Origin of the sequence: Olsenella sp. An285 (assembly GCF_002159625.1) — a bacterium.
Classification (GTDB): domain Bacteria; phylum Actinomycetota; class Coriobacteriia; order Coriobacteriales; family Atopobiaceae; genus Thermophilibacter; species Thermophilibacter avicola.
Genome location: NZ_NFIZ01000007.1, coordinates 95,672 through 121,930, shown reverse-complemented (window position 1 = coordinate 121,930; position 26,259 = coordinate 95,672). Strand labels below are relative to the sequence as shown.

The 26,259-nt window shown below is 65.8% G+C and carries 26 protein-coding genes; 18 read left to right on the top strand and 8 right to left on the bottom strand.

The annotated features are described in order from the left end of the window. A partial coding sequence (locus B5F79_RS06455; protein ID WP_087219059.1) for a LacI family DNA-binding transcriptional regulator occupies nt 1–938 on the bottom strand: 938 nt, incomplete at its 3' end. 806 nt (nt 939–1,744) lie between these two features. On the opposite strand from B5F79_RS06455, the gene B5F79_RS06450 reads away from it, so the two are divergent. Next, nucleotides 1,745–3,322, top strand: coding sequence for a UDP-glucose--hexose-1-phosphate uridylyltransferase (locus B5F79_RS06450; protein WP_087219056.1), 1,578 nt, complete (start codon nt 1,745–1,747; stop codon nt 3,320–3,322). Between the two features lie 15 nt (nt 3,323–3,337). Beyond that, the gene (locus B5F79_RS06445) at nt 3,338–4,579 is read left to right on the top strand and encodes a galactokinase (protein ID WP_087219051.1); all 1,242 of its coding nucleotides are present in this window, start codon (nt 3,338–3,340) and stop codon (nt 4,577–4,579) included. A gap of 96 nt (nt 4,580–4,675) precedes the next feature. On the opposite strand, the gene B5F79_RS06440 is transcribed toward B5F79_RS06445, so the two are convergent. Together B5F79_RS06440 and B5F79_RS06435 are read right to left on the bottom strand one after the other, a co-directional pair. Next, nucleotides 4,676–5,320, bottom strand: a complete 645-nt coding sequence (locus B5F79_RS06440; RefSeq protein ID WP_087219049.1) for a metallophosphoesterase family protein — start codon at nt 5,318–5,320, stop codon at nt 4,676–4,678. Nucleotides 5,321–5,330: 10 nt separating this feature from the next. Continuing rightward, a complete protein-coding gene (locus tag B5F79_RS06435; protein WP_087219046.1) occupies nt 5,331–7,292 on the bottom strand; it encodes a BMP family ABC transporter substrate-binding protein in 1,962 nt (653 codons plus the stop codon). Between the two features lie 290 nt (nt 7,293–7,582). Here B5F79_RS06435 and B5F79_RS06430 point away from each other — a divergent pair, with 290 nt between their 5' ends. Continuing rightward, nucleotides 7,583–8,296 (top strand): response regulator transcription factor, encoded by a 714-nt coding sequence (locus B5F79_RS06430; RefSeq protein ID WP_087219042.1) that lies wholly within the window; start codon nt 7,583–7,585, stop codon nt 8,294–8,296. Continuing rightward, nucleotides 8,286–9,476, top strand: coding sequence for a sensor histidine kinase (locus B5F79_RS06425; protein WP_206391058.1), 1,191 nt, complete (start codon nt 8,286–8,288; stop codon nt 9,474–9,476). Before B5F79_RS06430 ends, B5F79_RS06425 begins: the two co-directional genes overlap by 11 nt. Before the next feature lie 109 nt (nt 9,477–9,585). Here the strand turns inward: B5F79_RS06425 and B5F79_RS06420 are convergent, their stop codons facing one another. Then, nucleotides 9,586–10,257 carry a C39 family peptidase gene (locus B5F79_RS06420; RefSeq protein WP_241147265.1) on the bottom strand — a complete coding sequence of 224 codons (672 nt, stop codon included), beginning with the start codon at nt 10,255–10,257 and terminating at the stop codon, nt 9,586–9,588. A 195-nt stretch (nt 10,258–10,452) separates the two neighbouring features. Between B5F79_RS06420 and B5F79_RS06415 the strand changes: the two genes are divergently transcribed. After that, the gene (locus tag B5F79_RS06415; protein ID WP_087219039.1) at nt 10,453–10,680 is read left to right on the top strand and encodes a hypothetical protein; all 228 of its coding nucleotides are present in this window, start codon (nt 10,453–10,455) and stop codon (nt 10,678–10,680) included. A 131-nt stretch (nt 10,681–10,811) separates the two neighbouring features. Here the strand turns inward: B5F79_RS06415 and B5F79_RS06410 are convergent, their stop codons facing one another. Beyond that, complete coding sequence (locus tag B5F79_RS06410; protein WP_087219037.1) at nt 10,812–11,975, bottom strand: M20/M25/M40 family metallo-hydrolase; 1,164 nt, start codon at nt 11,973–11,975, stop codon at nt 10,812–10,814. 571 nt (nt 11,976–12,546) lie between these two features. On the opposite strand from B5F79_RS06410, the gene fucO reads away from it, so the two are divergent. Both fucO and B5F79_RS06400 read left to right on the top strand, forming a co-directional pair. Continuing rightward, on the top strand, nt 12,547–13,710 hold the full coding sequence (gene fucO, locus B5F79_RS06405; RefSeq protein ID WP_087219033.1) for a lactaldehyde reductase: 1,164 nt from the start codon (nt 12,547–12,549) through the stop codon (nt 13,708–13,710). 80 nt (nt 13,711–13,790) lie between these two features. Beyond that, entirely contained in the window at nt 13,791–14,972 is a 1,182-nt protein-coding gene (locus B5F79_RS06400; protein ID WP_087219028.1) for an Mbeg1-like protein, read from the top strand. Here the strand turns inward: B5F79_RS06400 and B5F79_RS06395 are convergent. Then, nucleotides 14,969–15,334, bottom strand: coding sequence for a phage holin family protein (locus tag B5F79_RS06395; protein WP_087219024.1), 366 nt, complete (start codon nt 15,332–15,334; stop codon nt 14,969–14,971). The genes B5F79_RS06400 and B5F79_RS06395 overlap by 4 nt on opposite strands. Before the next feature lie 110 nt (nt 15,335–15,444). Here B5F79_RS06395 and B5F79_RS06390 point away from each other — a divergent pair, with 110 nt between their 5' ends. From B5F79_RS06390 to B5F79_RS06340, 11 genes are all read left to right on the top strand, one after another. Beyond that, nucleotides 15,445–15,732 carry a YerC/YecD family TrpR-related protein gene (locus tag B5F79_RS06390; RefSeq protein ID WP_087219021.1) on the top strand — a complete coding sequence of 96 codons (288 nt, stop codon included), beginning with the start codon at nt 15,445–15,447 and terminating at the stop codon, nt 15,730–15,732. Between the two features lie 123 nt (nt 15,733–15,855). Then, complete coding sequence (locus B5F79_RS06385; RefSeq protein WP_158094858.1) at nt 15,856–16,968, top strand: glycosyltransferase; 1,113 nt, start codon at nt 15,856–15,858, stop codon at nt 16,966–16,968. Between the two features lie 169 nt (nt 16,969–17,137). Next, entirely contained in the window at nt 17,138–17,341 is a 204-nt protein-coding gene (locus tag B5F79_RS06380; protein WP_072371401.1) for a cold-shock protein, read from the top strand. A 73-nt stretch (nt 17,342–17,414) separates the two neighbouring features. Then, a complete protein-coding gene (locus tag B5F79_RS06375; RefSeq protein ID WP_087219014.1) occupies nt 17,415–17,813 on the top strand; it encodes a GtrA family protein in 399 nt (132 codons plus the stop codon). 121 nt (nt 17,814–17,934) lie between these two features. Continuing rightward, on the top strand, nt 17,935–18,837 hold the full coding sequence (rfbA, locus tag B5F79_RS06370) for a glucose-1-phosphate thymidylyltransferase RfbA (protein ID WP_087219011.1): 903 nt from the start codon (nt 17,935–17,937) through the stop codon (nt 18,835–18,837). A 164-nt stretch (nt 18,838–19,001) separates the two neighbouring features. Continuing rightward, nucleotides 19,002–20,138, top strand: coding sequence for an acyltransferase family protein (locus tag B5F79_RS06365; RefSeq protein WP_342632979.1), 1,137 nt, complete (start codon nt 19,002–19,004; stop codon nt 20,136–20,138). Between the two features lie 96 nt (nt 20,139–20,234). After that, nucleotides 20,235–21,254 carry a dTDP-glucose 4,6-dehydratase gene (rfbB, locus tag B5F79_RS06360; RefSeq protein ID WP_087219004.1) on the top strand — a complete coding sequence of 340 codons (1,020 nt, stop codon included), beginning with the start codon at nt 20,235–20,237 and terminating at the stop codon, nt 21,252–21,254. 14 nt (nt 21,255–21,268) lie between these two features. After that, a complete protein-coding gene (locus B5F79_RS06355; protein WP_087219001.1) occupies nt 21,269–22,171 on the top strand; it encodes an SDR family oxidoreductase in 903 nt (300 codons plus the stop codon). Next, nucleotides 22,171–22,578, top strand: a complete 408-nt coding sequence (locus B5F79_RS06350; protein ID WP_087218998.1) for a transporter — start codon at nt 22,171–22,173, stop codon at nt 22,576–22,578. Before B5F79_RS06355 ends, B5F79_RS06350 begins: the two co-directional genes overlap by 1 nt. After that, a complete protein-coding gene (locus tag B5F79_RS06345; RefSeq protein WP_164484274.1) occupies nt 22,571–22,924 on the top strand; it encodes a multidrug ABC transporter in 354 nt (117 codons plus the stop codon). The genes B5F79_RS06350 and B5F79_RS06345 overlap by 8 nt, the downstream gene beginning before the upstream one ends. 31 nt (nt 22,925–22,955) lie before the next feature. After that, on the top strand, nt 22,956–23,885 hold the full coding sequence (locus B5F79_RS06340) for a glycosyltransferase family 2 protein (protein ID WP_087218995.1): 930 nt from the start codon (nt 22,956–22,958) through the stop codon (nt 23,883–23,885). 88 nt (nt 23,886–23,973) lie between these two features. Here B5F79_RS06340 and B5F79_RS06335 read toward each other — a convergent pair whose 3' ends face one another. Further along, entirely contained in the window at nt 23,974–25,083 is a 1,110-nt protein-coding gene (locus B5F79_RS06335; RefSeq protein WP_087218992.1) for an acyltransferase family protein, read from the bottom strand. A 17-nt stretch (nt 25,084–25,100) separates the two neighbouring features. Further along, entirely contained in the window at nt 25,101–26,252 is a 1,152-nt protein-coding gene (locus B5F79_RS06330; RefSeq protein WP_087218989.1) for a sugar-transfer associated ATP-grasp domain-containing protein, read from the bottom strand. Nucleotides 26,253–26,259 lie beyond the last annotated feature (7 nt).

Genomic DNA, 26,259 nt, shown 5'->3' with positions numbered 1-26,259 from the left:
CCCCCCCGCATGCCGCCCAGGATGACGCGCGCCGCGCGCCGCCCCAGGAGCTCGGCGTTCTGGCGGATGGTGGTGATCCTGGGGACGGAGTACTGGGAGAACGCCGTGTCGTCGAAGCCCACGAGCGAGACGTCCCCGGGAACGGAGAGGCCCCGGTCGCAGATGGCCCGCAGCGCGCCGAAGGCAACGACGTCGCCGAGGGCAAAGATCGCGGTGAGGTCCGGCGTGCGGTCGAGGAGGCGCCCCGCCGCCTCGAAGCCGCCGGACTCGAGGAAGTCGCAGGGCTCGAAGTCGCGCCGGTAGTCGAGCTCGATGCCGTGGGCGCGCAGCGCGTCCTCGGCGCCGCGCAGGCGAAGGCAGCTGATCTGCCCGCCGTCGAGGGCGCCTCCCACGATGCCAATGCGGCGGTGCCCCATCTCGCAGAGGTGTGCCACCGCGTCGCGGGCGGCGGACTCGTTGTCGATGGTGACGCTCGAGAGGTTGGGGAGGGCGAGCTCCTCGGCGGAGCTCGTCACGAGGACGGCGGGCACCTCGATCTCCTGGAAGGACTCGCGGAAGCAGCCCAGCTCGCCGCCAAGGAAGACCATCCCCTTGGGGTGGCGTGCGTGCTGGTACTCGGCCGCGGCCCTGACGACGTTGCTGCCGTCCTCGAGGTAGGTGACCACGATCTCCTCGTCCTCGCGGGCGAGCTCTGCCTGGAGGGGGCCGATGACGTCGTCGAAGAGGCGGTTACCCACGCCCGTGACAAAGACGGCGACGGGAGTCTGCGAGCGCATCTTGAGGTAGCGGGCGTTGCTGTTGGGCTCGTAGCCGTGCTCGGCCATGACCTCGAGGATGCGCTTGCGGGCGCGCTCGCTCACGTTGGGCTGTCCGTTGATAACGCGGGAGACCGTCCCCACGCCGTAGCCGGAGTACGTTGCGATGTCCCTGATGTCCATGTGCGCACCTCTTTTCTGGCCCGCTCCTGGTCGGTGCCTCTTGGAAACGTTTCCAACCCATTCTAGCAGGAAAGGGGGCGAAGGAACTTGAACGGATTGGAAACGTTTCCAAATGGCTTGGTGTGACTATACCGCAGACAGGACGCTTGGGCGAGAAGAACGTGTTATTGCCGCTCGCCGGCCAATTGACACCGTTTGCCGCCATGCGCATGTCGTTGTGGCGCGCTCGGAACGCCTTGCCATCCGTGAGGGCCGCCGAGAGGTCGTCGAGAGGTCGCCGAGCGTTGCGGATTCCTCGGGTGGGGCACGGAAGGCGAGAGGGGGCGCTGCATTATTTGTAGGCGGGGCACGTCCCTTCCGTGTCCGCCGGCGTGGAGGGGCCTCTGGAGCTCCGCTGCGTTGCGATATTCTTAGCCGCGGCACGCGCTGGGCGGTTCCGAAGCCGCTCTCCGAGGCCGGCGCCGGCGGACGCCGTGACATGGCTCGGATAATCGCAACGTTCTTCTCGCCATGCGTGCCCTGGCTCCAAAAGCGGCGACGCGTCGTCCGGGGCGGTGCGCGTCGTCGGTGGTGGTGCGCGTCGTCGGTGTTGGTGCGCGTCTTCCGGGGCGGTGCGCGTCGGCGGGGGCGGAGGCCGTCGGTGCCGCAACTCTTTCGCTCGTACGGCAGACACGCCCCGCCCGTGGGGCACACGGGGCCACTCGCCAGTGTGAGAACGATTTCGCCCGCATGGTGCTCTATAGTTGTATGGGTTTGCAGAGTCCTCCAGTCGCATCCGGGGACACCCGGGGAAGGGAGACCAGCTTATGGACGAGTACCAGTCCGGTGCCGTGGAGAGGGGCGTCGCGGACCTCGTGGCCTACGCCCTCGACCGCGGTCTCATTGGTGCGGATGACGTCACCTATTCCGCCAACCTCATGCTCGACGCGCTGGGCTACGAGCCCACGGGCGCCTTCGTGCCACGCGAGGCTGTCGCCGCTGCCCAGGCGGCCGACCCCAGGCCCGCCCTCGAGGAGATTCTGGCCGGCCTTCTGGACGACGCCGTCGCACGCGGGGTCTGCGATCCGGGCGTCGCGAGCCGCGACCTCTTGGACACGCGCCTCATGGGATGCGTGACCCCTCGCCCGAGCGACGTCACGCGCGCGTTCTGGGACCGCTACGAGCATTCCCCCGAGGCGGCGACGGACTGGTTCTACCAGCTCGCACTCGACTCGGACTACATCCGCACCTATCGCATCGCGCGCGACCGCAAGTGGGTCACGTCCACCCGCTACGGTGACCTTGACATCACGATCAATCTCTCCAAGCCCGAGAAGGACCCCAAGGCGATAGCGGCCGCCTTGGAGAAGCAGAAGGCGGGCGGCGCCGAGCCCTACCCGCGCTGCCAGCTCTGCCCCGAGAACACGGGCTACGCCGGCCGCCTGGACCACCCCGCGCGCGAGACCATCCGCATCATCCCGCTCACCCTCGCTGGGGAGCAGTGGTACCTCCAGTACAGCCCGTACGTGTACTACAACGAGCACTGCATCGTCCTCTCCGAGAAGCACGTGCCCATGAGGATCGACCGCGTGACCTTCCAGCGACTCCTCGAGTTCGTGACGATGTTCCCGCACTACACGGTGGGCTCCAACGCCGACCTGCCCATCGTGGGAGGCTCCATCCTCACGCACGAGCACTACCAGGGCGGTCGCTACGAGTTTGCCATGGCGCGCGCGGGGCTTCGCGAGGAGGTCTCGTTCCCGGGCTTCGAGGACGTGCGCGCGGGCGTGGTCGACTGGCCGATGTCCGTCATCCGCCTGGACGGGGACGACCCGGCGCGCCTCGTGGAGCTCGCTGACAAGATCCTCGCGGCGTGGCGCGGCTACTCCGACGAGACGGTGGGCGTGCTCGCGGAGACCGAGGGCACCCCTCACAACACCATCACCCCCATCGCGCGTCGCCGCGGGGAGGGCTACGAGCTCGACCTCGTGCTGCGCAACAACCGCACGACCGAGGAGTACCCGCTCGGGATCTTCCACCCGCACCAGGAGCTCCACCACGTCAAGAAGGAGAACATCGGCCTCATCGAGGTCATGGGCCTCGCGGTGCTCCCGGCGCGCCTGCTCGGCGAGATGGACCGCCTGAAGCAGGTCATCCTTGCCGGCGATGACCCGGCGCAGGTTCCCGAGGTGGCGGCCCACGCGCCGTGGGCGGCCGAGGTCGTCGCGCGCCACCCGGAGTTCGCGCCCGAGAACGTGGCGTCCGCGGACGCCACGAAGCTCGACGCCGTCATAGAGGAGGAGATCGGCCAGGTGTTCGCACAGGTGCTCGAGCACTGCGCGGTCTTCGCGGACAACGATCAGGGCAGGGCGGCCTTCGCGCGCTTCGTCGCGGCCGTCTGCTAGAAAGGAGCAGGTGAGATGGGATTTCCCAGCACAGAGACGCTCGAGCGCGTCTACGGTGAGGACGCCGGGCGCGCCGGCGAGCGCCTGAGGGAGCTCGCGACCCGCTACGAGGAGCGCTTTGGCGCGGGCGACCCGGAGTTCTTCTCGGCCCCCGGGCGCACGGAGATCATCGGCAACCACACGGACCACAACGGCGGCAAGATCCTGGCCGCGAGCATCACGATGGACAGCGTGGGCGCGGCGGCGCGCACGGACGACGGCATCGTAACCATCTGGAGCGAGGGCTACCCCGAGGCCATCGTCGTTGACACCAACGCCATCGATGCGGTCCCGCACGGCGGCGGTTCCACCACGCTCGTGGCGGGCATGCTCGAGGCTGCCGCCAAGCGCGGATACAGGATCGGCGGCTTCAACGCCGTGGCCTCCTCCGAGGTCATTCCGTCCGCCGGCGTGAGCTCCTCCGCCTCCTTCGAGATGCTCGTCTGCGAGATCGTGAACCACCTCTACAACGACGACGCCATCGAGGTCGCCGACTACGCGCGCATCGGCCAGTACGCGGAGAACGTCTGGTGGGACAAGGCCTCGGGCCTCATGGACCAGATGGCCTGCGCCGCCGGCGGCACCATCCTCCTGGACTTCTCCGACGGCGTGAAGTTCGAGAAGGTCGACTTTGGGTTTGACGAGCTGGGCCATGACCTCGTGATCGTGAACACGGGCAAGGGCCACGCCGACCTCTCCGAGGAGTACTCCTCCGTACCCAACGAGATGCACGCCGTGGCGGCCGAGCTCGGGGTCAAGAACCTCTGCGAGACCACCGAGGACGCCGTGCTCGCGCACGTGGCCGAGCTGCGCGAGAAGTGCGGGGACCGCGCCGTCCTGCGCGCCCTCCACTACTTCGAGGAGTGCGCTCGCGTGGAGGCCGCCGAGGCCGCCATCAACGCCGGCGAGAAGGACCGTGTGCTCGACATCATCACCGCCTCGGGTCGCTCCTCCTGGGAGTGGCTGCAGAACGCCGTGGTGCCCGGCATGCCCGAGGAGCAGCCCATTCCCATGGCGCTCGCTCTCACCCAGCTCTACCTGCGTCGCATTGGCTGTGGCGTGTGTCGTCTGCATGGCGGCGGCTTCGCGGGCGTCATCATGTGCGTGGTCCCCAAGGCCGAGACCGCGGGCTACGTGGACTACATCTCCGGCTACTTCGGCCGCGAGAACGTCTACCTCACCAACATCCGTCAGACCGGGGCCACCTGCCTCGGCTAGGTTGACAGATTGCTCAGGTCAAACTGTCAAGTTTGGCGGCGCGTTCCCCTGGGGGCGCGCCGCCGAGCTTTCTGACAGAATGCCCTGTCCCCTTTGTCATGCCACGCTCTCGACGCCGAAGAAGCCGCGGTGCTCGGGGATGGTCTCCTCGGGGATGTCCAGCACGTAGGATCCGCACGCATTGATGATCGTGGCGCCGCTGGGGTGCTCGCGCACGCGCTCGATGCGCCCGTACTGCAGGTGGACGTGGCCGTGCAGAAGGTAGCGCGGGGTCGTGCGGTCGAGGAGCGTGCCTATGGCCTCGAACCCGCGGTGGGGGAGGTCGTCGAGGTCTCCGTAGCCGCGCGCCGGGGCGTGCGTCACCACCAGGTCCACGCCGCCCGTGGCGCTGGCGAGAAGGGCCATGCGCGCCGCGCGCCTGCCCATCTCCGCCTCGGTGAACCCATGGACCTCGGGGTTGTAGCGGATGGAGCCGCCAAGCCCCATGATCCTCAGGCCGCGGAAGTCGCGTATGTTGCCGTCTATGGAGACGCACCCCTCGGGGGCGTGGCGGTCGTATGCGGTGTCGTGGTTGCCCTGGACGTAGAGGAGCGGCACGTTGGCAAGGGTCACGATGTGCTCCAGATAGACCGCCGGTAGGTCCCCGCAGGAGATGATGAGGTCGACCCCGGAGATGCGCTCGGGGTCCCAGCGGTCGTAGAGCCAGCCCTCCTCCACGTCGGCGATGGCGAGAATCCTCATGCCCCGCCCCCTACCGCGCCGTGTCCTTGAGGAGCACGGTCGAGGGGTCCACCGGGATGACGCCCGCCACCTCGACCTCGACGAGGCCGTCGCGGTCGAGCTCGCGCTGCTCGGGCAGGCGCCCGATCACGTTCTCGTTGAGCCAGCGCATGCGCACGATCTGCTCGCTCGTGAGGCGCCCCGCCTCGGGGCCCTGTACGACGTCGCCGCCCTGCGCCACGAGCTCGCCGGTGAAGGGGTGCACGCGCCCGGAGAGCACGGACTGGCGCAGCACGTCCACGAGCATGCGCTGGCCGCGCGGGAGGTCCTCGGAGAGCCGCACGTCGAGGACGCCTGCGGACATGCCCCACCAGTAGTTGAGCGACTGCCCCTGGATCTTCTCGCCCTCTCGCTTCCAGGTGTCGTTGCGGATGGACCGGACGAGCATCTCGTAGTAGCGGCCCCACTTCCACACGGGCTCGGCGAGGTGGGTCTCCGCGCCGCTCTCCTCCACGCGGTAGAGGCCCCAGGACTCCTTGGGCGCGAGCGGGTTGGCGTAGTCGCGGCCGGAGATGATGTGCACGCCCTCCTCGCGAAACTCGCGGCGCCAGTCGTAGCCCTTGGCGGAGAACCACTTGAGCGAGACCGTCACGTACGGGTCCACCATGGCGGCGCCAATGGCAAAGGCGTTGATCTCAGCCACCGTCGAGAAGACGGGGGACTCCGCCACGTAGCCCACCCTGTGGTGCCCGGCGAGGCTCGCCGCGAGGGCGCCGAGCAGGAACTTGGCCTCGTACATGCGGCCGTAGAAGCCGCGCACGGCGCTGTGCGAGAGGCTCACGGAGCAGTTGAGGTAGGCGGGCCCGGGATGCTCCGCCGCGGCGCGCAGGGCCTGGCGCATCTGGGTGGGCGCGCAGGTGATCACGAGGTCCGCCCCGTGCTCGACGGCCTCGTCCACGGCCTGGTCGAAGGCAGCGTCCGAGCTCCTGTCCGTGAAGGCGCGCGTCTCCACGGTGCCCGCCAGGCGCTCCTCGAGCTTCTGGCGGCCGCGCTCGTGCAGCGAGATCCAGCCCGAGGAGAGGGGGTTCCGGTCATAGACGAAGGCCACGCGGAAGGGCTTCGCGAGGACGGTCTTCTTGGCGAGGTTCCTGAGCTTGGGGAGGGGCCTCGTCCCCTCGAGGCTCGGGTCCTCGAGGTAGGCGCGGGCGCCGGTGCCCTGCGTGACCACGAACTCGCCCCAGATCTTCTCCACCTGGGCGTCTACCTCCTTGGGCGAGAGCCCGCGCAGGTGCTCGAACCCGAAGATCGAGACGTAGTAGAGCAGGGCGTCGCCCACCTGGAGGTCCAGGCCGTCGCCCCCGTGGGCTCGGAAGGAGGCGGAGAAGCTGTCGAAGAGCGCGCGCAGGTCGCGGACCACGACGTCCGGCCAGGGGCTGTCGAGGTCCTGGCCGAGCAGCGCCGCCAGGCGGGCGTAGAACCCCTCCTCCGCGGAGGTGATGCCGTAGATGGGGCACACGCGATAGAAGCGCGTGAACTCGTGGTAGACGCGCAGGCCCTTCTCGTCCGAGGGCATGGGCGTCACGCGCGTGATGCTGGCGAGGATGGTGGGCATGCCCAGGTAGCGCGAGACCGAGACGCGCTTGTTGCCCTCCTGCACGTAGAAGCGCTGGAGGTACTCGTAGACCACGATGGGGTCGCGCAGGCCCTCGGCGCGCTGGGAGTCTATGAGGTCGCTCCACTTCATCGCGAACTCGGAGCCGGCCTCCGCTATGGGCATGAAGCCGCTCGAGAACATGTTCTGGCGGCCGCGCGTCTTGGTGCCGGCTATGAGCGAGAGGTCGATCTCCGCGAGGCCTATGGGGACCTCGCCCTGGTAGCCCTGGTTCTTGAGGATGTCGTCCAGCGCGGGCGGGTAGGGGTAGAGGCCGTGCGAGACGTCGTGGTCGACCTGCTTGAGGCCGAGCTTGCGGGCCTTGGCGTAGTCCTCGAGCATGGGGCAACCCCTCTCTGGTGCGGTCATGCCGCCCGGTGGTGTGGAATCGATTCCCCTCGTGTCAATGGTAGCGAATCGCCGTCGTGCGGCGGGCCTCGTCGGACGCTTCACAAAACCGGGTCACGGCGGGAGCGGGATGACGGGCTCGCGCCCTTCTCGGCTTTCGCACGCGCCCTTCTCGCCGCCCCCCCGTCCGACCGCTCTTCTAAAGGAAATCTTAATCTCTGGCGCGTTCGCGCGGGTATCCTTTGACATGGCAACGTGACGGGCTTGGCGGGGAGGGGCGGCGCATGCGGGAGCGCATTTTGGTCGTGGACGACGAGCGGGAGATTTGTGAGCTCGTTGCCGTCTACCTCGAGGCGGAGGGCTTCGTCGTGGAGTGCCTGGGCGACGGCGCCGCGGCGCTCGCGCGGGTGCGGGACGACGGCGTCCCTGCCATCGACCTCGCCGTTCTCGACGTCATGCTCCCCGGCGCGAGCGGCCTCGAGGTCTGCCGCGCGATCCGCGAGCGCCACGCCTACCCCGTCATCATGCTCACGGCCCGCGGCGAGCAGGCGGACAAGATAGCCGGGCTCTCCCTTGGCGCGGACGACTACGTGACCAAGCCCTTCCTGCCGCTCGAGCTCGTGGCGCGCGTGAAGGCCCAGCTCAGGCGCTACAAGACCTACAACGCCCCGACCGAGGCGCGCGAGGCCTCCAAAGACGTCATCACGTGCCGCGGCCTCGTGCTGGACGTGGCCCGTCATGCGGCCACGCTCAACGAGCGTCCGCTCGCGCTCACGCCCACGGAGTTCTCCCTCCTGCAGATCCTGCTGGAGGCCGAGGGCGCCGTCGTCTCCGCGCGCGAGCTCTACCAGGAGATCTTTGGTGACGCCTACTACGAGAGGGGCTCGGGCTCCATCACCGTGCACGTGCGCCACCTGCGAGAGAAGATGGGGGACTCCTTCGAGGACCCCAAGTACATCCGGACCGTGTGGGGGTGTGGCTACAAGATTGAGCGCTAGCGAGAAGAACGGGCTTCGCGCGGCCCTCGTGGTGGTCGTGGCGGCAGCGGCGATCCTGGTGGGCGCGGGTGCCTTCTACACCGTGTTCGGCTTCGTGGACAAGGCGTGGAACGGCTCGTTCATGGACTGGGTGAGCACGCAGCTCCTGGACCTGGGCAACCTGAACGAGCTGGGGGTCTGGCCGGAGCTCGTCCTGGATGTCACGGGCGTCAAGTTCTTCTTCTTCCAGCTGGGTGTCTGCGTCATCGTGGCGGTGGTGCTCGCCTGCTCCGGCGCCGCGGTGATCGCGGGCAGGCGAGCCGCGCGCGAGGAACGCGCCCGAGCGGCGGAGCTGCTGCGCCGCTACATGGCGCACGACGTCCCGGCGAGCGAGGTCTTCCCCGAGGGCTGGGAGGACCTCGCGCTGGTTGCGTCCGACGTCAGACGGGCAGGGGAGGACCAGGCGCGCAGGCTCGAGGACGAGGCCGCGCGCAGGAGCGACCTCGTGACGTACCTCGCGCACGACCTCAAGACGCCGCTCACCTCGGTGATCGGCTACCTCTCTCTCCTGGACGAGGTGTCCGACATGCCCCCCGAGCAGCGGGCGCGCTACACGGGCGTGGCGCTGGACAAGGCGCTGCGCCTCGAGCGGCTGGTGAACGAGTTCTTTGACATCACGCGCTACAGCCTCACGAACATCGAGCTCGAGCTCGCGCCCGTTGACCTGGCCTTCCTGCTCGTGCAGGTGGCGGACGAGTTCTACCCCGCGCTCTCCGCGCACGGCAACGTCGCGCGCGTGACGGTGGCGGGCGTCGAGCGCACGGCGGAGGACCCCGGCGAGCCCCTCATGGTCACGGCCGACGCCGCTCGGCTCGCCCGCGTCTTTGGGAACCTCGTCCGGAACGCCATCGCGTACAGCGACGAGGGGACGCCCATCGAGGTGCGCGCGGACGTCCGGGACGGCCGCGCGGTAGTTGAGGTGTCGGACACGGGCGTCACCATTCCCAGCCACAAGCTGCGCTCGATCTTCGACAAGTTCTTCCGCCTGGACGAGTCGCGCGCCTCCGCCACGGGCGGGGCGGGCCTCGGCCTTGCCATCGCTCGCGAGATCGTGGAGCTGCACGGCGGCAGCATCTCGGCCTCGAGCGAGGGCGGTCTCACCACGTTCACGGTTGAGCTGCCCGTCGTCGCAGGGGAGTGAGGCCCGTCGTTCTTCTCGGCACGCTTCCTTGGGTCCGGGCGGACGTTCTTCTTGTTCGAATCGTCCGATTGCGCCCAAGACCCGATGCCAGCTCTGAAGCCCCGCCGCGTCAGACCGAGAAGGACCATAGGTTGGCGCACTGCCCGAGCACCCGCCCCAGCTCCCACGTGTGCGCCGAGCGCTCTGCGCTGTTGGGGTCGCGCACGATAACGCTCCCGTCCTCGGCGACGCCGGCAAGCACGATGAAGTGACCGGTGGTGGTGAAGTCTCCCGGTCGCACGCTGCAGATCACGGGGCGGCCGGCCTCGAGCTCGGCGCGCACGGACGCCTCGTTCGCCGCGAGCTCCCGGGAGGAGAGCCCCAGCTGGGAGGCGCCCTCGCTCATGAGCGCCCATGCGGTCATGCCGTCGCTCACGTAGCCCCCGCGCTCGGAGAAGGCGGCCATCTCAACGGGCCCCATGTCCGTGGATCCGGTGAGCGCCACGTAGACCATGGCGAGGCACGTGGGGCCGCACCCGTTCTTCTCTATGGATCCGCCGGCATATGGCTCCTGCGACCATGCCGGATCGGTCTGGTAGAGGCACGGCACCTCGCCGAGGCGCCACTCGGAGCGGGGCGTGGAGGCGGCGGGCCGGGCGGGGGCGGACGTCGCGCCCGCCGCGTGCAGCACCAATGCGAGCGCGCCCATGATCGCGAGCGTGGTGACGAGAAGGACCGCGCGGGCGGACGTCCTTCTCGCTCTTCTGCGGCGGCTGTAGCGCGCTGGTGCCAAACGGCTCATGGGAACCTCCAAGGTGTCGGAAACGTGACGCCCTAAAGGTTCCTCCTGTCCTCCATAACACGTCCTGAACTGGGGACTAACGTTTTCTTAACGGTGTGTGTAGGACTTGTAACGGTTTTGTCAAGGTACTTTCGGCAAAAGGTTGGATTGGGTATAAAAGCGGAGGTCAGATAAACAGGTGAAAGGAGGGAAGGCATGACCAAGATCAAGGAGATGAGCAAGCGAGAGCGCAAGGTTCTCGACGCCTGTCACAACGGCTGGTTCATGAGCGGCGAGTACCGCGCACTCGTGGACGGTCACGAGCGTCACTTCTGGGCAGACAGCAAGGGCATTCTGTTCAGGGACGTTGACGAGTGGTTCTCCTCCCACGAGCAGAACCACGCGGACTCGCACCTGCTCGTCAAGTGCGTGTGCGCGGCGTAACAATGCGCGACACCCCACACGGGGGAGGAGCCTACGGGCTCCTTTTTTATTGCCTTGACAGATTGCTCAGGTCCAGCTGTCAAGCGCTACGCGTACTTGACAGCTGGACCTGAGCAATCTGTCAAGCTGGGCTACGGGCGCGCGTGCTCCAGCATAAGGGCGAGGATGACGGCGAGTCCGCGGCGAAGGCTCTCCTTCTCGATCCACTCCTCGCGCGTGTGGAGGAGGTCCCCCTCCACGGCTCCCACGGTGTGGGCCGGGATCCCCAGCGAGAAGGGGATGTTGGCGTCGGTCGAGGACTCCTGGTGTATGATCCTGTCAACCCCGCCGAGCTCGCGCAGGATCTCGTCCGTGCGGGCGATGAGGCCGGCCTGGCCCTCCGGAACGCGCTCACCCGAGGCGGGGCGCCGCCCGATGAGCCGCACGTCGATGCGCGTCTTCTCCTTGAGGTGCTCCTCAACGAGCACGACGAACTTCCCGTACATCTGCTCGAGGCACTCCTCCGAGGCGGATCGGTACTCCACGAGGACGCTCGCCTCCTCGGCGATGGAGTTCACCGTGGTTCCTCCCACGAAGCGTCCCACGTTGATGGTGGTCTTTGCCTCTTTGGGCAGGTCGAGCGCATAGAGGTCCTCGATGAAGGAGCAGAGCGCCTCGATGGCGTTGTCCCGACCGAAGTCCTCCCAGGAGTGGCCTCCCTGGGTGTGACAGGTGACCTTCCAGCGGTGCGAGCCCACGGCAGAGACCACGTGCATGCCGAGGTAGAGGTCGAACGAGGTGAACTCCTTCACGCGGCCGGCATAGTGGGAGAAGAGCTCCCGCGTTCCGGCGAGGTTGCCGAGGCCCTCCTCGCACGAGTTGGCGACCACGAGCATGGGACGGTCGAGGGGCACGTGGTGCCGCAGCAGGTAGCGGCCGGCGAGCATGACGCCCACGAGGTTGGCGGTGTCGTCTCCCACGCCCGGTGCCAGGAGGCGCGTCTCGCTCTCTGCGAGCGGCAGCGGCTCGGTGTCGGGGAAGACCACGTCCGTGTGGGCGGCAAAGACGACGATGCCGTCGTCAGACTCGGCGTGCGGCCCCGCGGGGAGCGAGAGGATGACGTTCTTGGCGTCGTCCACGCGCACGGCGCCGACGGGCGCCCCCTGCGTGAGCCACCAGTCGCGGATGAACTCGGCGCGCCGCTCCTCGTGTCCGGACGGCGCGGGGATTCGTGCGAGCGTGCGCAGGAGCTCGAGCTCCTCCTCGTAGCACTCTTCGGCGTAGGCGCTGACAAGTGCTCTGGTTTTCTGGTTCACGGACTTCTCCAAGGGGCACGGTCGGGTGACGTGACGAGCTTACCCCATAGACTGCGTGACTAAGGCGCGGTTTCCGGGGCGCGGTGACAAAGAGGCGCCGCGCGGCTTCCGCTGAGCCGCGGCATGATGACGCGCCCTGGTTCAAATGTATCGGTGACGGGTTTCGTCTTCTGCACATAACGGACTCGGGCCGGCACATCCACCCTCTGGATGCAAAACTTCCCTTCGGGTCAGTGGAATTGCGGTGCGGAAGAGGCCCCTCAATTGCGAATGCCCAGTTGACGACATCATGAACTCAATTAAATACGCTCCAAGGCGAGTATTTGAGGAGAAAACCACTGACCCGAAGGCACGTTTTGCATCGAGGGCGGCAAGCTACTGACCCGAAGGCGATTTCTGATGGCCTGAGGGGTCGGCGCCTGACGCCTGGCGCGCTCCCGCTCGTGCCGCCCGTGCTCGCCGAGAAGTACGCGCCGTCCGCGGAGCGGGATGCTCGGAGAACGGTCAAAGGGTGCATACTACCGGGCGGAACGCCGGTATGTCGGCACGCAACGACCCAAGGGGGAATAGCATGGCTGTCAATCGCTTCGTCCTCAACAACATCTCCTACCACGGCTCCGGTGCCATCAAGGAGATCCCCGGCGAGCTCGAGCGCCGCGGCTACAAGAAGGCCTTCGTCTGCTCCGACCCCGACCTCGTGAAGTTCGGCGTCGTGTCCAAGGTGACCGACCTGCTCGACGAGGCGGGCATCGCCTGGGAGCTCTATTCCGAGATCAAGCCCAACCCCACGATCAAGAACGTCCAGGACGGCGTCGAGGCGTACAAGGCCTCCGGGGCAGACTGCATCGTCACCATCGGCGGCGGCTCCTCCATGGACACCGCCAAGGGCATCGGCATCATCGTCGCCAACCCCGAGTTCGCCGACGTTGTGTCCCTCGAGGGCGTGGCCCCCACCAAGAAGCACGCCGTCTTCACCATCGCCGTGCCCACCACCGCCGGCACCGCTGCCGAGGTCACGATTAACTACGTGATCACCGACCCCGAGAAGGTCCGCAAGTTCGTCTGCGTCGACGTCAACGACATCCCTGACGTCGCCGTGGTCGACCCCGACATGATGGCCTCCATGCCCGCAGGCCTCACCGCCGCCACCGGCATGGACGCGCTCACCCACGCCATCGAGGGGTACACCACCCAGGGTGCCTGGGAGCTATCCGACATGTTCCACTACAAGGCCATCCAGCTCATCTCCCAGCACCTGCGCGACGCCGTGGCCGAGGCCAAGAGCGGCGTCCCCGGCTCCGGTCGCGAGGGCATGGCGCTCGCCCAGTACATCGCCGGCATGGGCTTCTCCAACGTGGGCCTGGGCATCGACCACGCCATGGCGCACACGCTCTCCGCGCACTACGACACTCCGCACGGCGTCGCCTGCGCCATGCTGCTGCCGGTTGCCATGGAGTACAACAAGCCCGTCGTGACCAAGCGCCTCGCCGAGGTGGCCGTGGCCATGGGCGTGGACACCACCGGCATGAGCGACGACGAGGCCGCCGACGCCGCGATCGCCGCCGTGCGCCAGCTCTCCGCCGACGTCAACATCAAGCCCACCTGCGACGGCCTCGTTGAGGCAGACCTCGACCAGCTGGCTGACGACGCCATCGCGGACGCCTGCTTCCCGGGCAACCCGCGCGAGGCGGACCATGCCGCCGTCGTGGAGCTGTTCCGCAAGGTGATGGCGTAGCGTCCTCTCCGACGGGGCGCCGTCATATCGGGGCTCCTTGACCGGGATAAGGGCCGGGAGGGCGAGAAGGGCGGTGAGGTATGGCTGACATCAGGGACTACCTGGAGCTGCGCGGGGACATCACGCTCGACGAGCGTCCGTTCAACGACGTTGACAACCTCGTCCTCGCGACGCTTTCCTACCTTGACCTCACGGGCATCGCGGGCGGGCCGGGGGAGCCGGGCGTTCGCGTCACGGACGCGTGCGGCGAGCTCCTCGCCCGCGCCGGCGGGGACCTCGCCTCCCGCGTGCGCTCGCTCGCCACGATCGACGAGCGCTTCGTGGTGGCGCTCGGGGGCTCGGCTCGCCTGGGCGACGCCGTCCTGAGGAGCTACGTCGACGTGCGCGACGACGAGCGCGTCATGCAGTTCTCCACCGTGACCGTTGACCTTACGAACGGGGAGTCGTACGTCGCGTTTCGCGGGACCGACACCACCCTCGTGGGGTGGCGCGAGAACTTCATCCTCAGCTTCGCGGTCACGCAGGCGCAGCGCGCGTCTGCGGAGTACCTTGCGCGCGAGCTCGAGCTCGCGGTCGCCGAGGGCCGCCGCGTCCGCGTGGGCGGTCACTCCAAGGGAGGCAACCTCGCCGCGTACGCCGCCGCGTGCTGCCCGGTGGCGCTGTCGGCCGCGGTCGAGCGGGTCTACAGCAACGACGGTCCGGGCATGGACCGCACCGTCCTGCCGGTGAGCTGCCACGACGTGATGGGGGAGCGCTACGTGCGCATCGTTCCCGCATACAGCGTGGTGGGGAGGCTCTTCTCGGACGACGCCCCGTGCCAGGTCGTGCGGAGCTCTGCCGCCCGCTCCCTCCAGCACGACCCGCTCACCTGGCAGGTGGGTCCCGCGGGGTTCCTGGAGGCGGAAGGGCCCGACCCCGAGTGCCTGGTCGTGGACCGGGCCTTCGCGGCATGGCTCGGCCGGCTCGCGCCGGATGACCGCCGCAAGCTCACGGAGGAGCTCTTCGACGCGCTCGCCGCGGGCGGCGCGGAGACCTTCGAGGACCTCTTCTCCAGCGCGTCTGCCGCGCAGAAGGTGCTCGCCGCGCTGCGCGACGTGGACTCCCGCACGTACGACATGATGTGGGGCCTCGTGGGCGAGCTGCTCGGGGCGGGGGCCGCCGCAACGCGCGAGGCGGTGGTCAGGGGAGCGAGCGCCGCGGCGGCGGACGTCGCCCGGCGCGTGACGGAGAGGTTCGGCGCCCCCGGCCCGGACGCCCCCTAATCCTCTACGCCCACGACTCCGCTCACGAGCGCGCTCACGATCGAGATCACGACGGCGCCCAGGATGGCCGAGAAGAGCGAGTCGATGGCTATCCCCGCATGGAAGATGTTGCGCGAGAGCCAGCTCGCGAGCTCGAGCACGAAGGCGTTCACCACCACGTAGAAGATGCCCAGCGTGGCTATGGTGACCGGTATGGCGAGCGCCTGGAGCACGGGCTTCACCGTCACGTTGAGCAGCGCGAGCACAAGGGCGCAGAACACGGCGCCCACCCACGTTCCCCCTATGGGCACGATGCCCGGAACGAGCCAGATGGCGACGGTGCAGGCGATGGTGGTGACGACCCAGCGGGCGATGAAGCTCATGTGACCTCCTTGATAGCCTGAGGGTAGCGTACCCCATGGTGCGGCCGTCGAGTCTGGCGCCGGGCACTTTAATCGGCTAAAGTATGTCCGGACGCACGCGAGGAGGTGCCATGGAACGAGAAGTCAAGAGGGAAGACGAGCTTGAGCCCCTGCTGAGGGCGTTCTGCTCGCTCGGCACCCCCGAGGAAGCCCGCGCCCTCCTGACGGACCTCTGCACCCCGCGCGAGCTCGAGGACCTCTCGCAGCGCCTGGCGGTGGCGCGTATGCTCGCGGACGGGCACTCCTACGTCGACGTCTCCCGCGCCACGGGCGCCTCGTCCACCACGGTGTCCCGCGTCTCCAAGTGCCTCAACGGCCCTGCCGGCGGGTACCGCCTGGTCCTCTCGCGCCTGGGCTGACCCGCGCGCCGCGGCCCGGCGCGGTCCACGACCCGTGGAGGCATCCTGCAGGTTATCCGCCGCAGGCAGGATAACGGCTATTATGGGGTAGCAAGATCGGCAACCCCCATGGAGGAGCATCGCATGCGCGACGACACAAAGGCGCTCGTCTCGGTCATTGTGCCCATATACAACGTGGAGAAGTACCTCGACCAGTGCCTCGACAGCATCGAGGCGCAGACGCACAGGAACATCGAGGTCCTCTGCATCAACGATGGCAGCACGGACGGCTCGCGCGACATCATCTGCGCCCACGCAAAGAAGGACCCCCGCGTTCGCTTGGTGGACAAGAAGAACGGCGGCTACGGAGAGGGATGCAACATGGGCCTCGACCTCGCCAAGGGCGAGTGGGTCTCCGTCATCGAGCCGGACGACTGGATCGAGCCCGGCATGTACGAGGACATGCTCTCCTTCGCCGCCTCCTTTGACGAGGTCATCGATATCGTCAAGACTCCCTGGACGGACATCTGCGACTGGAACGACCCCAAGAAGCAGCGCCCCCGCGCCAGCACCATGACGGGACACGTCAAGACCTCGGAGCGCCCCTTCACCATTGCCGAGGAGACGGCGCTCATCGAGATGCACCCCTCCATCTGGTCCGCCATCTACCGGCGTGACTTCCTCAACGAGAAGAACGTCCGCTTCATCCCCTTCCCGGGCGCGGGCTGGGCGGACAACCCCTTCCTCATTGAGACCATGTGCCAGGCGAGCGCCATCGTGTACCTGGACAAGCCGTACTACAACTACCGCTGCGACCTGCCGGGCTCCACGAAGAACCACAAGACCGATGACGCCGTCACCCGCCCGTTCGACCGCTGGATCGACATGATGGGCGTCATCGCGCGCCTGGGCATCACCGACGAGCGCATCCTCAAGGCTCATTACCTGCGCGGCTTCAACTACACCTTCGGGGCCATCAACGACGACGGCTGGGACAACCCCCTCGTCAAGGAGGGGGCGTACAGGGTCTTCTCCATGATGCGGCCCGAGCTCGTGGCGCAGATCGACAACCTGGCGCCCCACCGCAAGAAGTTCTTCTATGACGTCATGGGGCTCCCCGTGCCCAAGTTCTCCCGCGCCCCGTGGCGCCGGCACCTCCTCGAGCAGGTGGGCGGCACCGTGAGGCGCGAGGGGCCCGTCGCCCTTGTCCACAAGGTGAAGCGCGCGCTCATCCCCGAGGAGCGCTCCCGCGCCTGAGCGGCCGCTCCTCCTTTGGGGACCGGGCGGCCGGTTCCTATTTGACCCCCAGCGGATTGTCGAGTAATCCGGTGGGGATTCGGGGTAAGATGTTCCTCGTGGCTACGGCCACGGGTATCGCGCGCGAGCGCAGCTTTTGCCCCGCGGGGCAGAGAAAGAAAGGCACGACATGGCACAGGGTACTGTCAAGTGGTTCAACCCGGACAAGGGCTACGGCTTCATCTCTCGTGAGGATGGGGACGACCTGTTCGTTCACTACTCCGAGATCCAGATGGACGGCTTCAAGACGCTGGACGAGGGCCAGGCCGTCGAGTTCGACATCACGACCGGCCAGAACGGCAAGCTCCAGGCTTCCAACGTTCGCAAGCTCTAGTCCGCATAGTTAGAGCGACTTGGGAGGGGCTCGTCTCGGCGAGCCCCTCCTTGCTGTCTGACAGGGAGACAAGATGAACCTCAGGGCTCTGGTGGGGCAGTTCCTCAAGTTCGGAATGGTGGGGGCGCTCGCCTTCGTCATCGACTATGGCGTGCTCATGCTGCTCTCGCAGGTGGTGGGCTGGGATCCGGTGATCTCGTCGGTCTTCTCGTTCGTCATCTCGCTCGTGTTCAACTACGTGGCGTCCATGCGCTTCGTGTTCGAGCGCAGGGAGGACCTCTCCCGCCGCAGGGAGTTCACCATCTTCGTTGTGCTCTCCGTCATCGGCCTTCTCATCAACTCCGCCTGCATGTGGGCGGGCACGGCCGCGTTCGGCGACGGCGCCCTCTCGGTCACGGTGACCAAGGTGGCCGCGACCGCGGTCGTGGCGATCTGGAACTTCGTCAGCCGCAAGCGCTGGCTCGAGGCATAGCCGTAACGAGTGCCATCCGTCTTCGCTCGTCCCTTGAGCTCCAGCTTTATCGTATGATGGTTCGGAGGCACGCCTCGACGTTCTTCTCGGCACGCACGCAGCACATCCTGGGAGGCAACCCATGAAGGGCATCATCCTCGCCGGCGGGTCCGGCACCCGTCTCTACCCGCTGACCACGGTCACGAGCAAGCAGCTCCTGCCCGTCTACGACAAGCCCATGGTCTACTACCCGCTCTCCACCCTCATGCTCGCGGGCATCCGGGACATCCTGATCATCTCCACCCCGGCGGACCTGCCCAACTTCGAGAGGCTCCTCGGTGACGGGTCGGACTTCGGCGTCTCGCTCTCCTACGCCGAGCAGCCCGTGCCCAACGGCCTGGCGCAGGCCTTCGTCATCGGGCGCGAGTTCGTGGGCGGAGACGCCTGCGCGCTCGTCCTGGGGGACAACATCTTCTACGGCAACGGGCTCTCCCGCCACCTGCGCCGCGCCGCCGCCAACGCCGGGGCCGGCCGCGCCACCGTCTTTGGCTACCGCGTTGACGACCCGGAGCGCTTCGGCGTGGTGGAGTTCGACGAGAACTACAACGCCGTCTCCATCGAGGAGAAGCCGGCCAACCCCAAGAGCAACTACGCCGTGACGGGCCTCTACTTCTACGACTCCCGCGTGACGGAGTACGCCGCCCGCGTCGAGCCCTCGGCTCGCGGCGAGTACGAGATCACCGACCTCAACCGCATGTACCTTGAGGACGGCTCGCTCGACGTGGTGACGCTCGGCCGCGGCTACGCGTGGCTGGACACCGGCACCATGGAGAGCCTCTTCGAGGCCTCGCAGTTCGTCCGCACGGTGGAGACCGCCCAGGACCTGCCCGTGTCCGTGCCCGAGGAGATCGCCTACGAGAACGGCTGGGTCTCCCGCGAGCGCCTGCTCGAGTGCGCGGAGCGCTACGGGAAGAGCAACTACGGTGCCCACCTGCGCACCGTCGCCGAGGGCAAGATCGCGCCGGATCGCCCGTACAAGGACTAGGTGCGGAAAGTCGCATCATTCCACTTCTTCCTGCTCTCATCTGCGCGACCGCAAGACTCGAGCCATCTTCGTCCCGGTGGGGAAGCTTGAATTGGATTTCGGTTTTGCGGTCGCACGACTTGATGAGGTGCATGGCAAGCGTATGGTCGCAATAGATTGAGTTGATGAGGCAGTCCATGGTGGTTCGCGCAGAGCGACAGAGCAATCTAGAGCTCATGAGAATCGTGCTTATGCTGCTCATCATCGCGCATCATTATGTTGTCAATTCAGGGGCATTGGCCCTCCTTCCCGAAGGAGCTAGGTCCAATGCTCTCTTCTTGCTGGTGTTTGGGATGTGGGGCAAGGCCGCCATCAACGCGTTTGTTCTTGTTACCGGCTACTTCATGTGCACCTCTCGGCTGACATGGGTCAAGGTTCTCAGGTTGTGGCTTCAGACAAAGTTCTATCGCCTGACTATCTTTTTGATATTCGCCGCTGTTGGATATGAGATTCTGTCCATAAGCGGACTGTTGCACGTACTCTTTAACCTTGCGGAAAACGTAGGTAACGGATTCACCTCATCGTTCTTCGTCTTCTACCTATTCATACCATTTTTAAATAAACTCATTTCTGCATTGGATAGACTGGAGCTCGACAGACTGCTCGCACTCCTTCTGGCGGTGTTCGTTGGAACGGTCACCCTGTTCGAGAGCCGTGCGTTCAATGAGGTCTGCTGGTATGTTGTTCTCTATCTGCTTGCCGCTCGGATCCGCCTGTATCCCAGCCGCCTAACCGAGAGTCGTTTTGCCACGAAAGTATTCTTTTGGGCATCTGTTGCCCTGAGCGTGTTGAGCGTCATCTTTTTGGGGCTGGAGGGGCTGGACCGCGCCGATCCAGTGCTCGCCTACTACTTCATAATCGATTCGAGCAAGCTCATGGCCTTTCTTTCTGGTCTGTCGTGTTTTCTGTTCTTCAAAAACCTCTCGATGCCTCGCAATGCCTTCGTCAACTCAGTCGCTTCGACGACCTATGGCGTTCTACTCATCCATGCCTCTTCGAGCGCCATGCGACAGTTTCTCTGGGGTGACCTGCTTGACGTTACGGGAGCGTTCTCGCTTCCCCTACCCGCGCTTGTGCTGCATGCGCTCTGTTCTGTTGTGGGGGTCTTTGCGGTTTGCTCATTGATTGACTATGTTCGACTGACGCTCCTCGAGAGGCCCCTGTTCGCTTGGATAGGGGCACACCGCGTCGATATTGAATCGAGCTGCCTGAGAGCAGGGGAGCGACTCGGCGGACTGCTTGGTCGATTGGCTCGCTTTTGAAGCGCCGCCCCATGACGGTCTCGTGTGAGGCAAGCGCGTAGGATAGAATCGTAGTGTCTGAGAGACATATCGACTCCTTCGAAAGGGGAGGTCCACATGGCCGAGACCTTCGAGCCCAAGAACATCATCGTCACCGGCGGCTGCGGCTTCATCGGCAGCAACTTCGTGCACCACGTCGTGCGCGAGCACCCCGAGGTCCACGTGACCGTCCTCGACAAGCTCACCTACGCCGGCAACCCCGAGAACATCGCCGGCCTCCCCGTAGACCGCGTGGAACTCGTGGTGGGGGACATCTGCGACGCCGAGCTGCTCGACCGCATCGTGCCCGGCCACGACGCCATCGTCCACTACGCGGCGGAGTCGCACAACGACAACTCCATCGCCGACCCCGAGCCCTTCGTCCAGACCAACGTGGTGGGCACCTTCCGCCTGCTCGAGGCCTGCCGCAAGTACGACGTGCGCTACCACCACGTCTCCACGGACGAGGTCTACGGCGATCTCGCCATTGACGACCCGGCGCGCTTCACGGAGGAGACCCCGTACAAGCCCAGCTCGCCGTACTCCTCCTCCAAGGCGAGCTCGGACATGCTCGTCCGTGCCTGGACGCGCACTTACGGCATCCGCTCCACGATCTCCAACTGCTCCAACAACTACGGACCCTACCAGCACGTGGAGAAGTTCATCCCGCGCCAGATCACCAACATCATCGACGGCATCCGCCCCAAGCTCTACGGCGACGGCAAGAACGTCCGCGACTGGATCCACACCGAGGACCACTCCAGCGCGGTCTGGACCATCCTCACCAAGGGCCGCATCGGCGAGACCTACCTCATAGGTGCCGACGGCGAGAAGGACAACATCACCGTGCTCCGCGCCATCCTCAAGGCCATGGGCAAGCCGGAGGACGACTTCGACTGGGTGCGCGACCGCCCCGGCCATGACCGCCGCTATGCGATCGACTCCACCAAGCTGAGGACCGAGCTTGGCTGGCAGCCCCAGCACACCGACTTCGAGAGCGGCCTTGAGGCCACGATCGCCTGGTACCGCGAGCACGAGGACTGGTGGCGCCCCGCCAAGGCGGCGACCGAGGCCAAGTACGCCAAGCAGGGCCAGTAGGAAGGCGGGCGAACATGGGCTCCAAGAGGACGCTCGTCACCGGCTGCTACGGCCAGCTCGGCCGTGCGGTCCGTGCGCTTGTGGAGACGCGCGGCGAGGCGGAGAGCTTCGACTTCTGCGACATCGACACCTTTGACATGGGTGATCCGGACGCATATGGCCAGCTCGACTGGGATGCCTACGGCACCGTCATCAACTGCGGCGCCTACACCGCCGTCGACGCCGCGGAGACCCCCGAGGGCCGCGTCGCCTGCTGGCGCGCCAACGCAACGGGACCGTCTCTTCTCGCCCGCACCTGCGCGGCGCACGGCGCCACGCTCGTGCACATCTCCTCGGACTACGTCTTCGACGGCACGCGCGAGCTGCACACGGAGGACGAGCCTCTCTCGCCGCTGGGCGTCTACGGGCAGTCCAAGGCGGCGGGCGACCTTGCCGTCATGGGGTGCCCCGCCCACTACATCCTGCGCTCGAGCTGGGTCATCGGCGACGGCAAGAACTTCGTCAAGACGATGTGGAGCCTCTCGGACCGCGTCGCCTCCGGCGAGCTCTCGCAGGTGACGGTGGTGGACGACCAGGAGGGCCGCCTCACCTTCACGGACCAGATGGCGGCCGCGATCTTCCACCTCCTGGACTGCGGCGCCCCCTTTGGGCTCTACGACATGACGGGCTCCGGCGCCGTGCGCAGCTGGGCGGACATCGCCCGCGCCACATTCGAGGCGGCGAACGGCAACGGCGACAAGGTCGTGCCCGTGACCACGGCGCAGTACTACGCCAGCGCCAAGGGCCCGGTCGCGCCGCGTCCGGAGCACTCCGCCCTGGACCTCTCCAAGCTCGAGGCGACTGGCTTCTCGCCGCGCGACTGGGAGGACGAGCTCGCGGAGTACCTGGAGAGCCTGAGGGTCGAGCTCCGCGCGTGATGGGGAAGAGTTCCAGCGGGAGGGGCTCTCGTGCCCGAGCCCTTCTCGCTCTTCACGCCATGCTCGCGCTCTACTCGCTCTCGAGCGTCTGCGCCAAGCTCGCCGCGGGGTTTGACTTTATGAGCGTTGGGTTCGTGGGCTGCTACGCAGGCATGATCGCGCTTCTCGGTATCTATGCCATTGGCTGGCAGCAGGTCATCAAGCGCCTGCCGCTCACCTTTGCCTACGCCAACAAGGCGGTGACCGTCGCCTGGGGCATCGTGTGGGGGATGCTGCTCTTTAACGAGCGGGTCTCTCCTCTCAAGCTGCTCGGGGCACTGATCGTGCTCGCCGGCGTCGTGCTCTTCTCGCTTGCCGAAAAGGACGAGGGGGAGGATGCGACCATAGGGAGGGACGCCGATGAGTAGCACCGTCCTGACCTTTGCAGCGCTCAACCTCCTCGGCGTCTTCATCAGCGCCGTCTCCCAGGTCATGCTCAAGAAGAGCGCCTCGCGGGAGCACGAATCGGTGGCGAGGGAGTATCTCAACCCCCTCGTCATCTTTGCCTACATCCTCTTTGTGGGGGCTACGCTGCTCTCCGTGCTCTCGTATCGTGGCATACCCCTCTCCATGGGGCCCATCCTGGACGCAACGGGGTACCTCTGGGTTACCCTGTTTGGCGTTACCGTCTTTCACGAGCGAATGAACGGCAAAAGGCTCGTCGCCCTTGCCCTGATCATCCTCGGCATCGTCGTGTATGCTTTGGGGGCGTGACCCCAGATTATCCTCGAAAGGTCGTCCGACCATGCTCGTCTCCATTGTCATCCCTTGCTATAACTCCGAGCACTCGATTCGTCAGGTGGTCGACCTCACGCTTGCAGAGTTCTCTCGGCTTGACGGCTACGACTGCGAGTTCGTGCTCGTCGACGACTGCTCGCCCGACGGCACCTATGCGGAGATTCGCCGCCTCGCAGACGAGCACCCCTGCGTCCACGGAATCACGCTCATGCGCAACTTTGGCCAGCACAACGGCATCATGTGCGGTCTCAACCATGCCTCTGGCGACCTCGTCATGGGCATGGACGACGACCTTCAGACCCACCCCTCTCAGATTCCCGCCCTCATCCACAAGATGGAGGAGGGCTTCGACGTTGTCTATGGCGTCTATCGAGAGTCCGCGAACGGAGCGATCAAGAACTTTACGAGCTGGCTCAACCGCGTGACCGCGCAGAAGCTCCTCGACCGTCCTAAGGACATCGAGACGAGCAACTTCTGGCTCATAACCCGTGCCGTGCGCGATCAGGTCATACGCTACCGCAACTACAACCCCTACGTGGAGGCGCTCTTTGGACGCATGACCAACCGCATCGGCAACGTCCAGATTGAGCATCATGCACGGGAGCAGGGGAGCTCAAACTACACCCTCGGCAAGCTTGTGAGACTGTGGCTCTCGTATTTCAACTACACGGTGCTCCCGCTGCGCATGATCTCGTGCGTGGGCGCGGTTTCTGCTGCGGCGGGCTTCCTTTACGCCATCTTCGTGCTTGTGCGCAGGATAGTGGTGCCAGACATGCAGGCGGGCTGGTCCTCGATTATCTGCATCCTGCTCTTCTTCTTTGGACTCATCCTGCTTACGCTCGGCATCATCGGCGAGTACGTGGGCAACCTTGTGCTCCCGGCCAACGGGACGCCGCAGTTCATCGTGAGGGAGACCACGGACGACCTTGTCGGATAATTGGGGGCGTCCAAAGCCACGGGCGTTGGTGCGGCACATGAGACGCCGGGCGAAGCCTGCTGACGGACTTGCCCGAGTATGAACGCTTCTAGTTGCCGACGCGCCCAACCAGGCGCTTGCCGACCTTGCTCATCATCGTGTTGTAGCCGCTGGTCCGCTTTGCCCATTCAATCACGATGGAGAGCGCCAGCGTGGTTATGGTGAGAGCGGCAAGCACCGCAAAGGGGAAGCGCAGCGAGTAGTAGAAGCCGAGGAAGTAGTACGAGTAGAGCAGCGTGTGAGTAAAGAAGATGTTGGAGGAGTGCCTTCCGAGAAGGCTCAAGGCGGGGGATATGAGGGGGATTCTTCGCAGGCAGGCCATGACGAGCATGCACAGGAGCGTGGCGAGGAGAGCGTCGATGACGCCATAGTGATCGAAGCTGTTCCTGTACGACAGGAGAACGAGGAAGAGTCCCAGGCTTAGGAGGGCTTTGAGAGCGCGACCACCCTTACGCCCCGAGAGCCAGTTCTCCCAGCTGTCCAGAATCCCGTTCTCATGACAGAAGATGCCCATGAGGTAGCTCGCTGCATACATGAAGACGGCATCCGTTCCCACTGCGAACAGTGCGATTCCAAGGATGCCCGCCACGAGCACGGGCAGGGATCCATACTTTCTGACGGCGGACATGACAAAGGGCGTTGCGATGATGAGGAGAATCGCAAGCGAGAGATACCACCACGTTGGGTTGAGCGTGGGCGTGCCAAAGGCCTTGGAGAGCCCCAGAAAGTCAATGACGGCGTTTGAGGTGATCGCGCGCATTCCGGGACCGTACACCTCGACGGGGCTTCTCCCAAACGGGCCACAGAGAAATGCGAGTAAGTAAATGGGCCAAAACTTGGTGGAGAGTTTCCACCAGCGCACGAGGGAGAAGCTGGCCAGCTCTCCGCGAGATGGGGCTCGGCCGGAGAACTCCCTATCGAAGGACGCGGCGAGCCCGTAGCCGGTGATGAAGACGAACACCGCAACGCAGAGCTTGCAGAGAAGGGCGATGAGCGTAACCTGGTCGCCGGTGAGAGGAAAGTAGTCGATGGCGTAGCCGGCATACTCCTCGTAGTCGTTGAAGAGATGGTGGAACATCATCATGAGAACGGCGATACCCTTGCAGATGTTGGAGTCTGTCAGGGTGAAGGCGCTGCCTTTCGGGGCGAGATCCGTCATGCCTCTCACGGGCCCTCCTATCGGACGATGGCGTTTCTCCGGAGGCGGGCCGCCTCGTCCAGGCCGTCGATCGCGTCAAGCTTTTCGCGGTAGTATGCCGCGAGCGTCTCGTCCTCCCAGATGGGGTGGAAGAGCTGGAGGTACTTCACGCCGGTGTGGGAGTTGATCTCCATGATCATGGGGCCCTTGTCCGTGATGCAGGCGTCGAAGCCCAGATACTCGCAGGCGCCCACCTTGAGCGAGAGCCTGCGCATCATCTCGAGAGCTTCGTCCCACTGGGGGATGGTGCCCTCTGCCGGAATACCGCTCACGGGGTGGCGGGGCGCGTCCTCCACCCGATTGGCGTAGACGAGCCTGCCGTTGCCGTATCGGCCCGTGGCGAGGTCAATCTCTACGTTGTAGGAGCAGATGTCGGCCGTCGTGGGCGCCACGTAGTTGGCGCCGGTGCCGGTGGAGCCGTCGCCCATGCCAAAGCGAAGATAGGCAATCGTGGGGGTCGGTGAGGTCCCGGTGGGGTTGATCACCAGGGCCCGCAGCGTGTGAATAAGCGGGTTGATCTTGGCAAGGCTCTCCTCGGGTCTTATGAACTCAGTGAACACGTAGTTGGGGTGTCCCGCTACAAACTCCTCGATGCCCGCGGAGGTGATCTCCTCGCCGTCCACGATGAACGCTCCCGCCCTGCACTCGAGGTGATGGAATCCGGCGGAGGTCGATCCGTTGCAGGGCTTGCACGCGAAGGAGCCCTCACTGCGCAGGCAGTCGAGAAGACCCTCGGTCCCGGGAGCGTACCCGGAACCGGCAAGGGGCAGGAGCCCTCCCTCGGGCTTGCTGTAATAGAAGTAGGCGGGGACGTATCGGGCAAGATCAGACCCCTCAACCAGTGCGTTCAGCGTGAGCTTGTCGTTGATCCAGATGCGCTGCCATCCGTTGAGAGGCCAGAGCCTCCAGTAGTCGTAGTCGGAGAGGTAGCTCCCCACGTTCTTCTCGGTGAGGCCGTAGGCGCACGCGGACTCCGCGCAGAAGCCCTGTGCGTGCGACCACTCCAGGTACTCCGGGTCAAAGAGCCCGCTCTTGGCCTCCCACGAGAGTATGTCCAGATACTCCTGTGCCCGGCGTCGGGTGAATCCGTCCGCGAGAAGGGAATCAAGGGTGACGGGTTCGCTTTTCATGGTATCT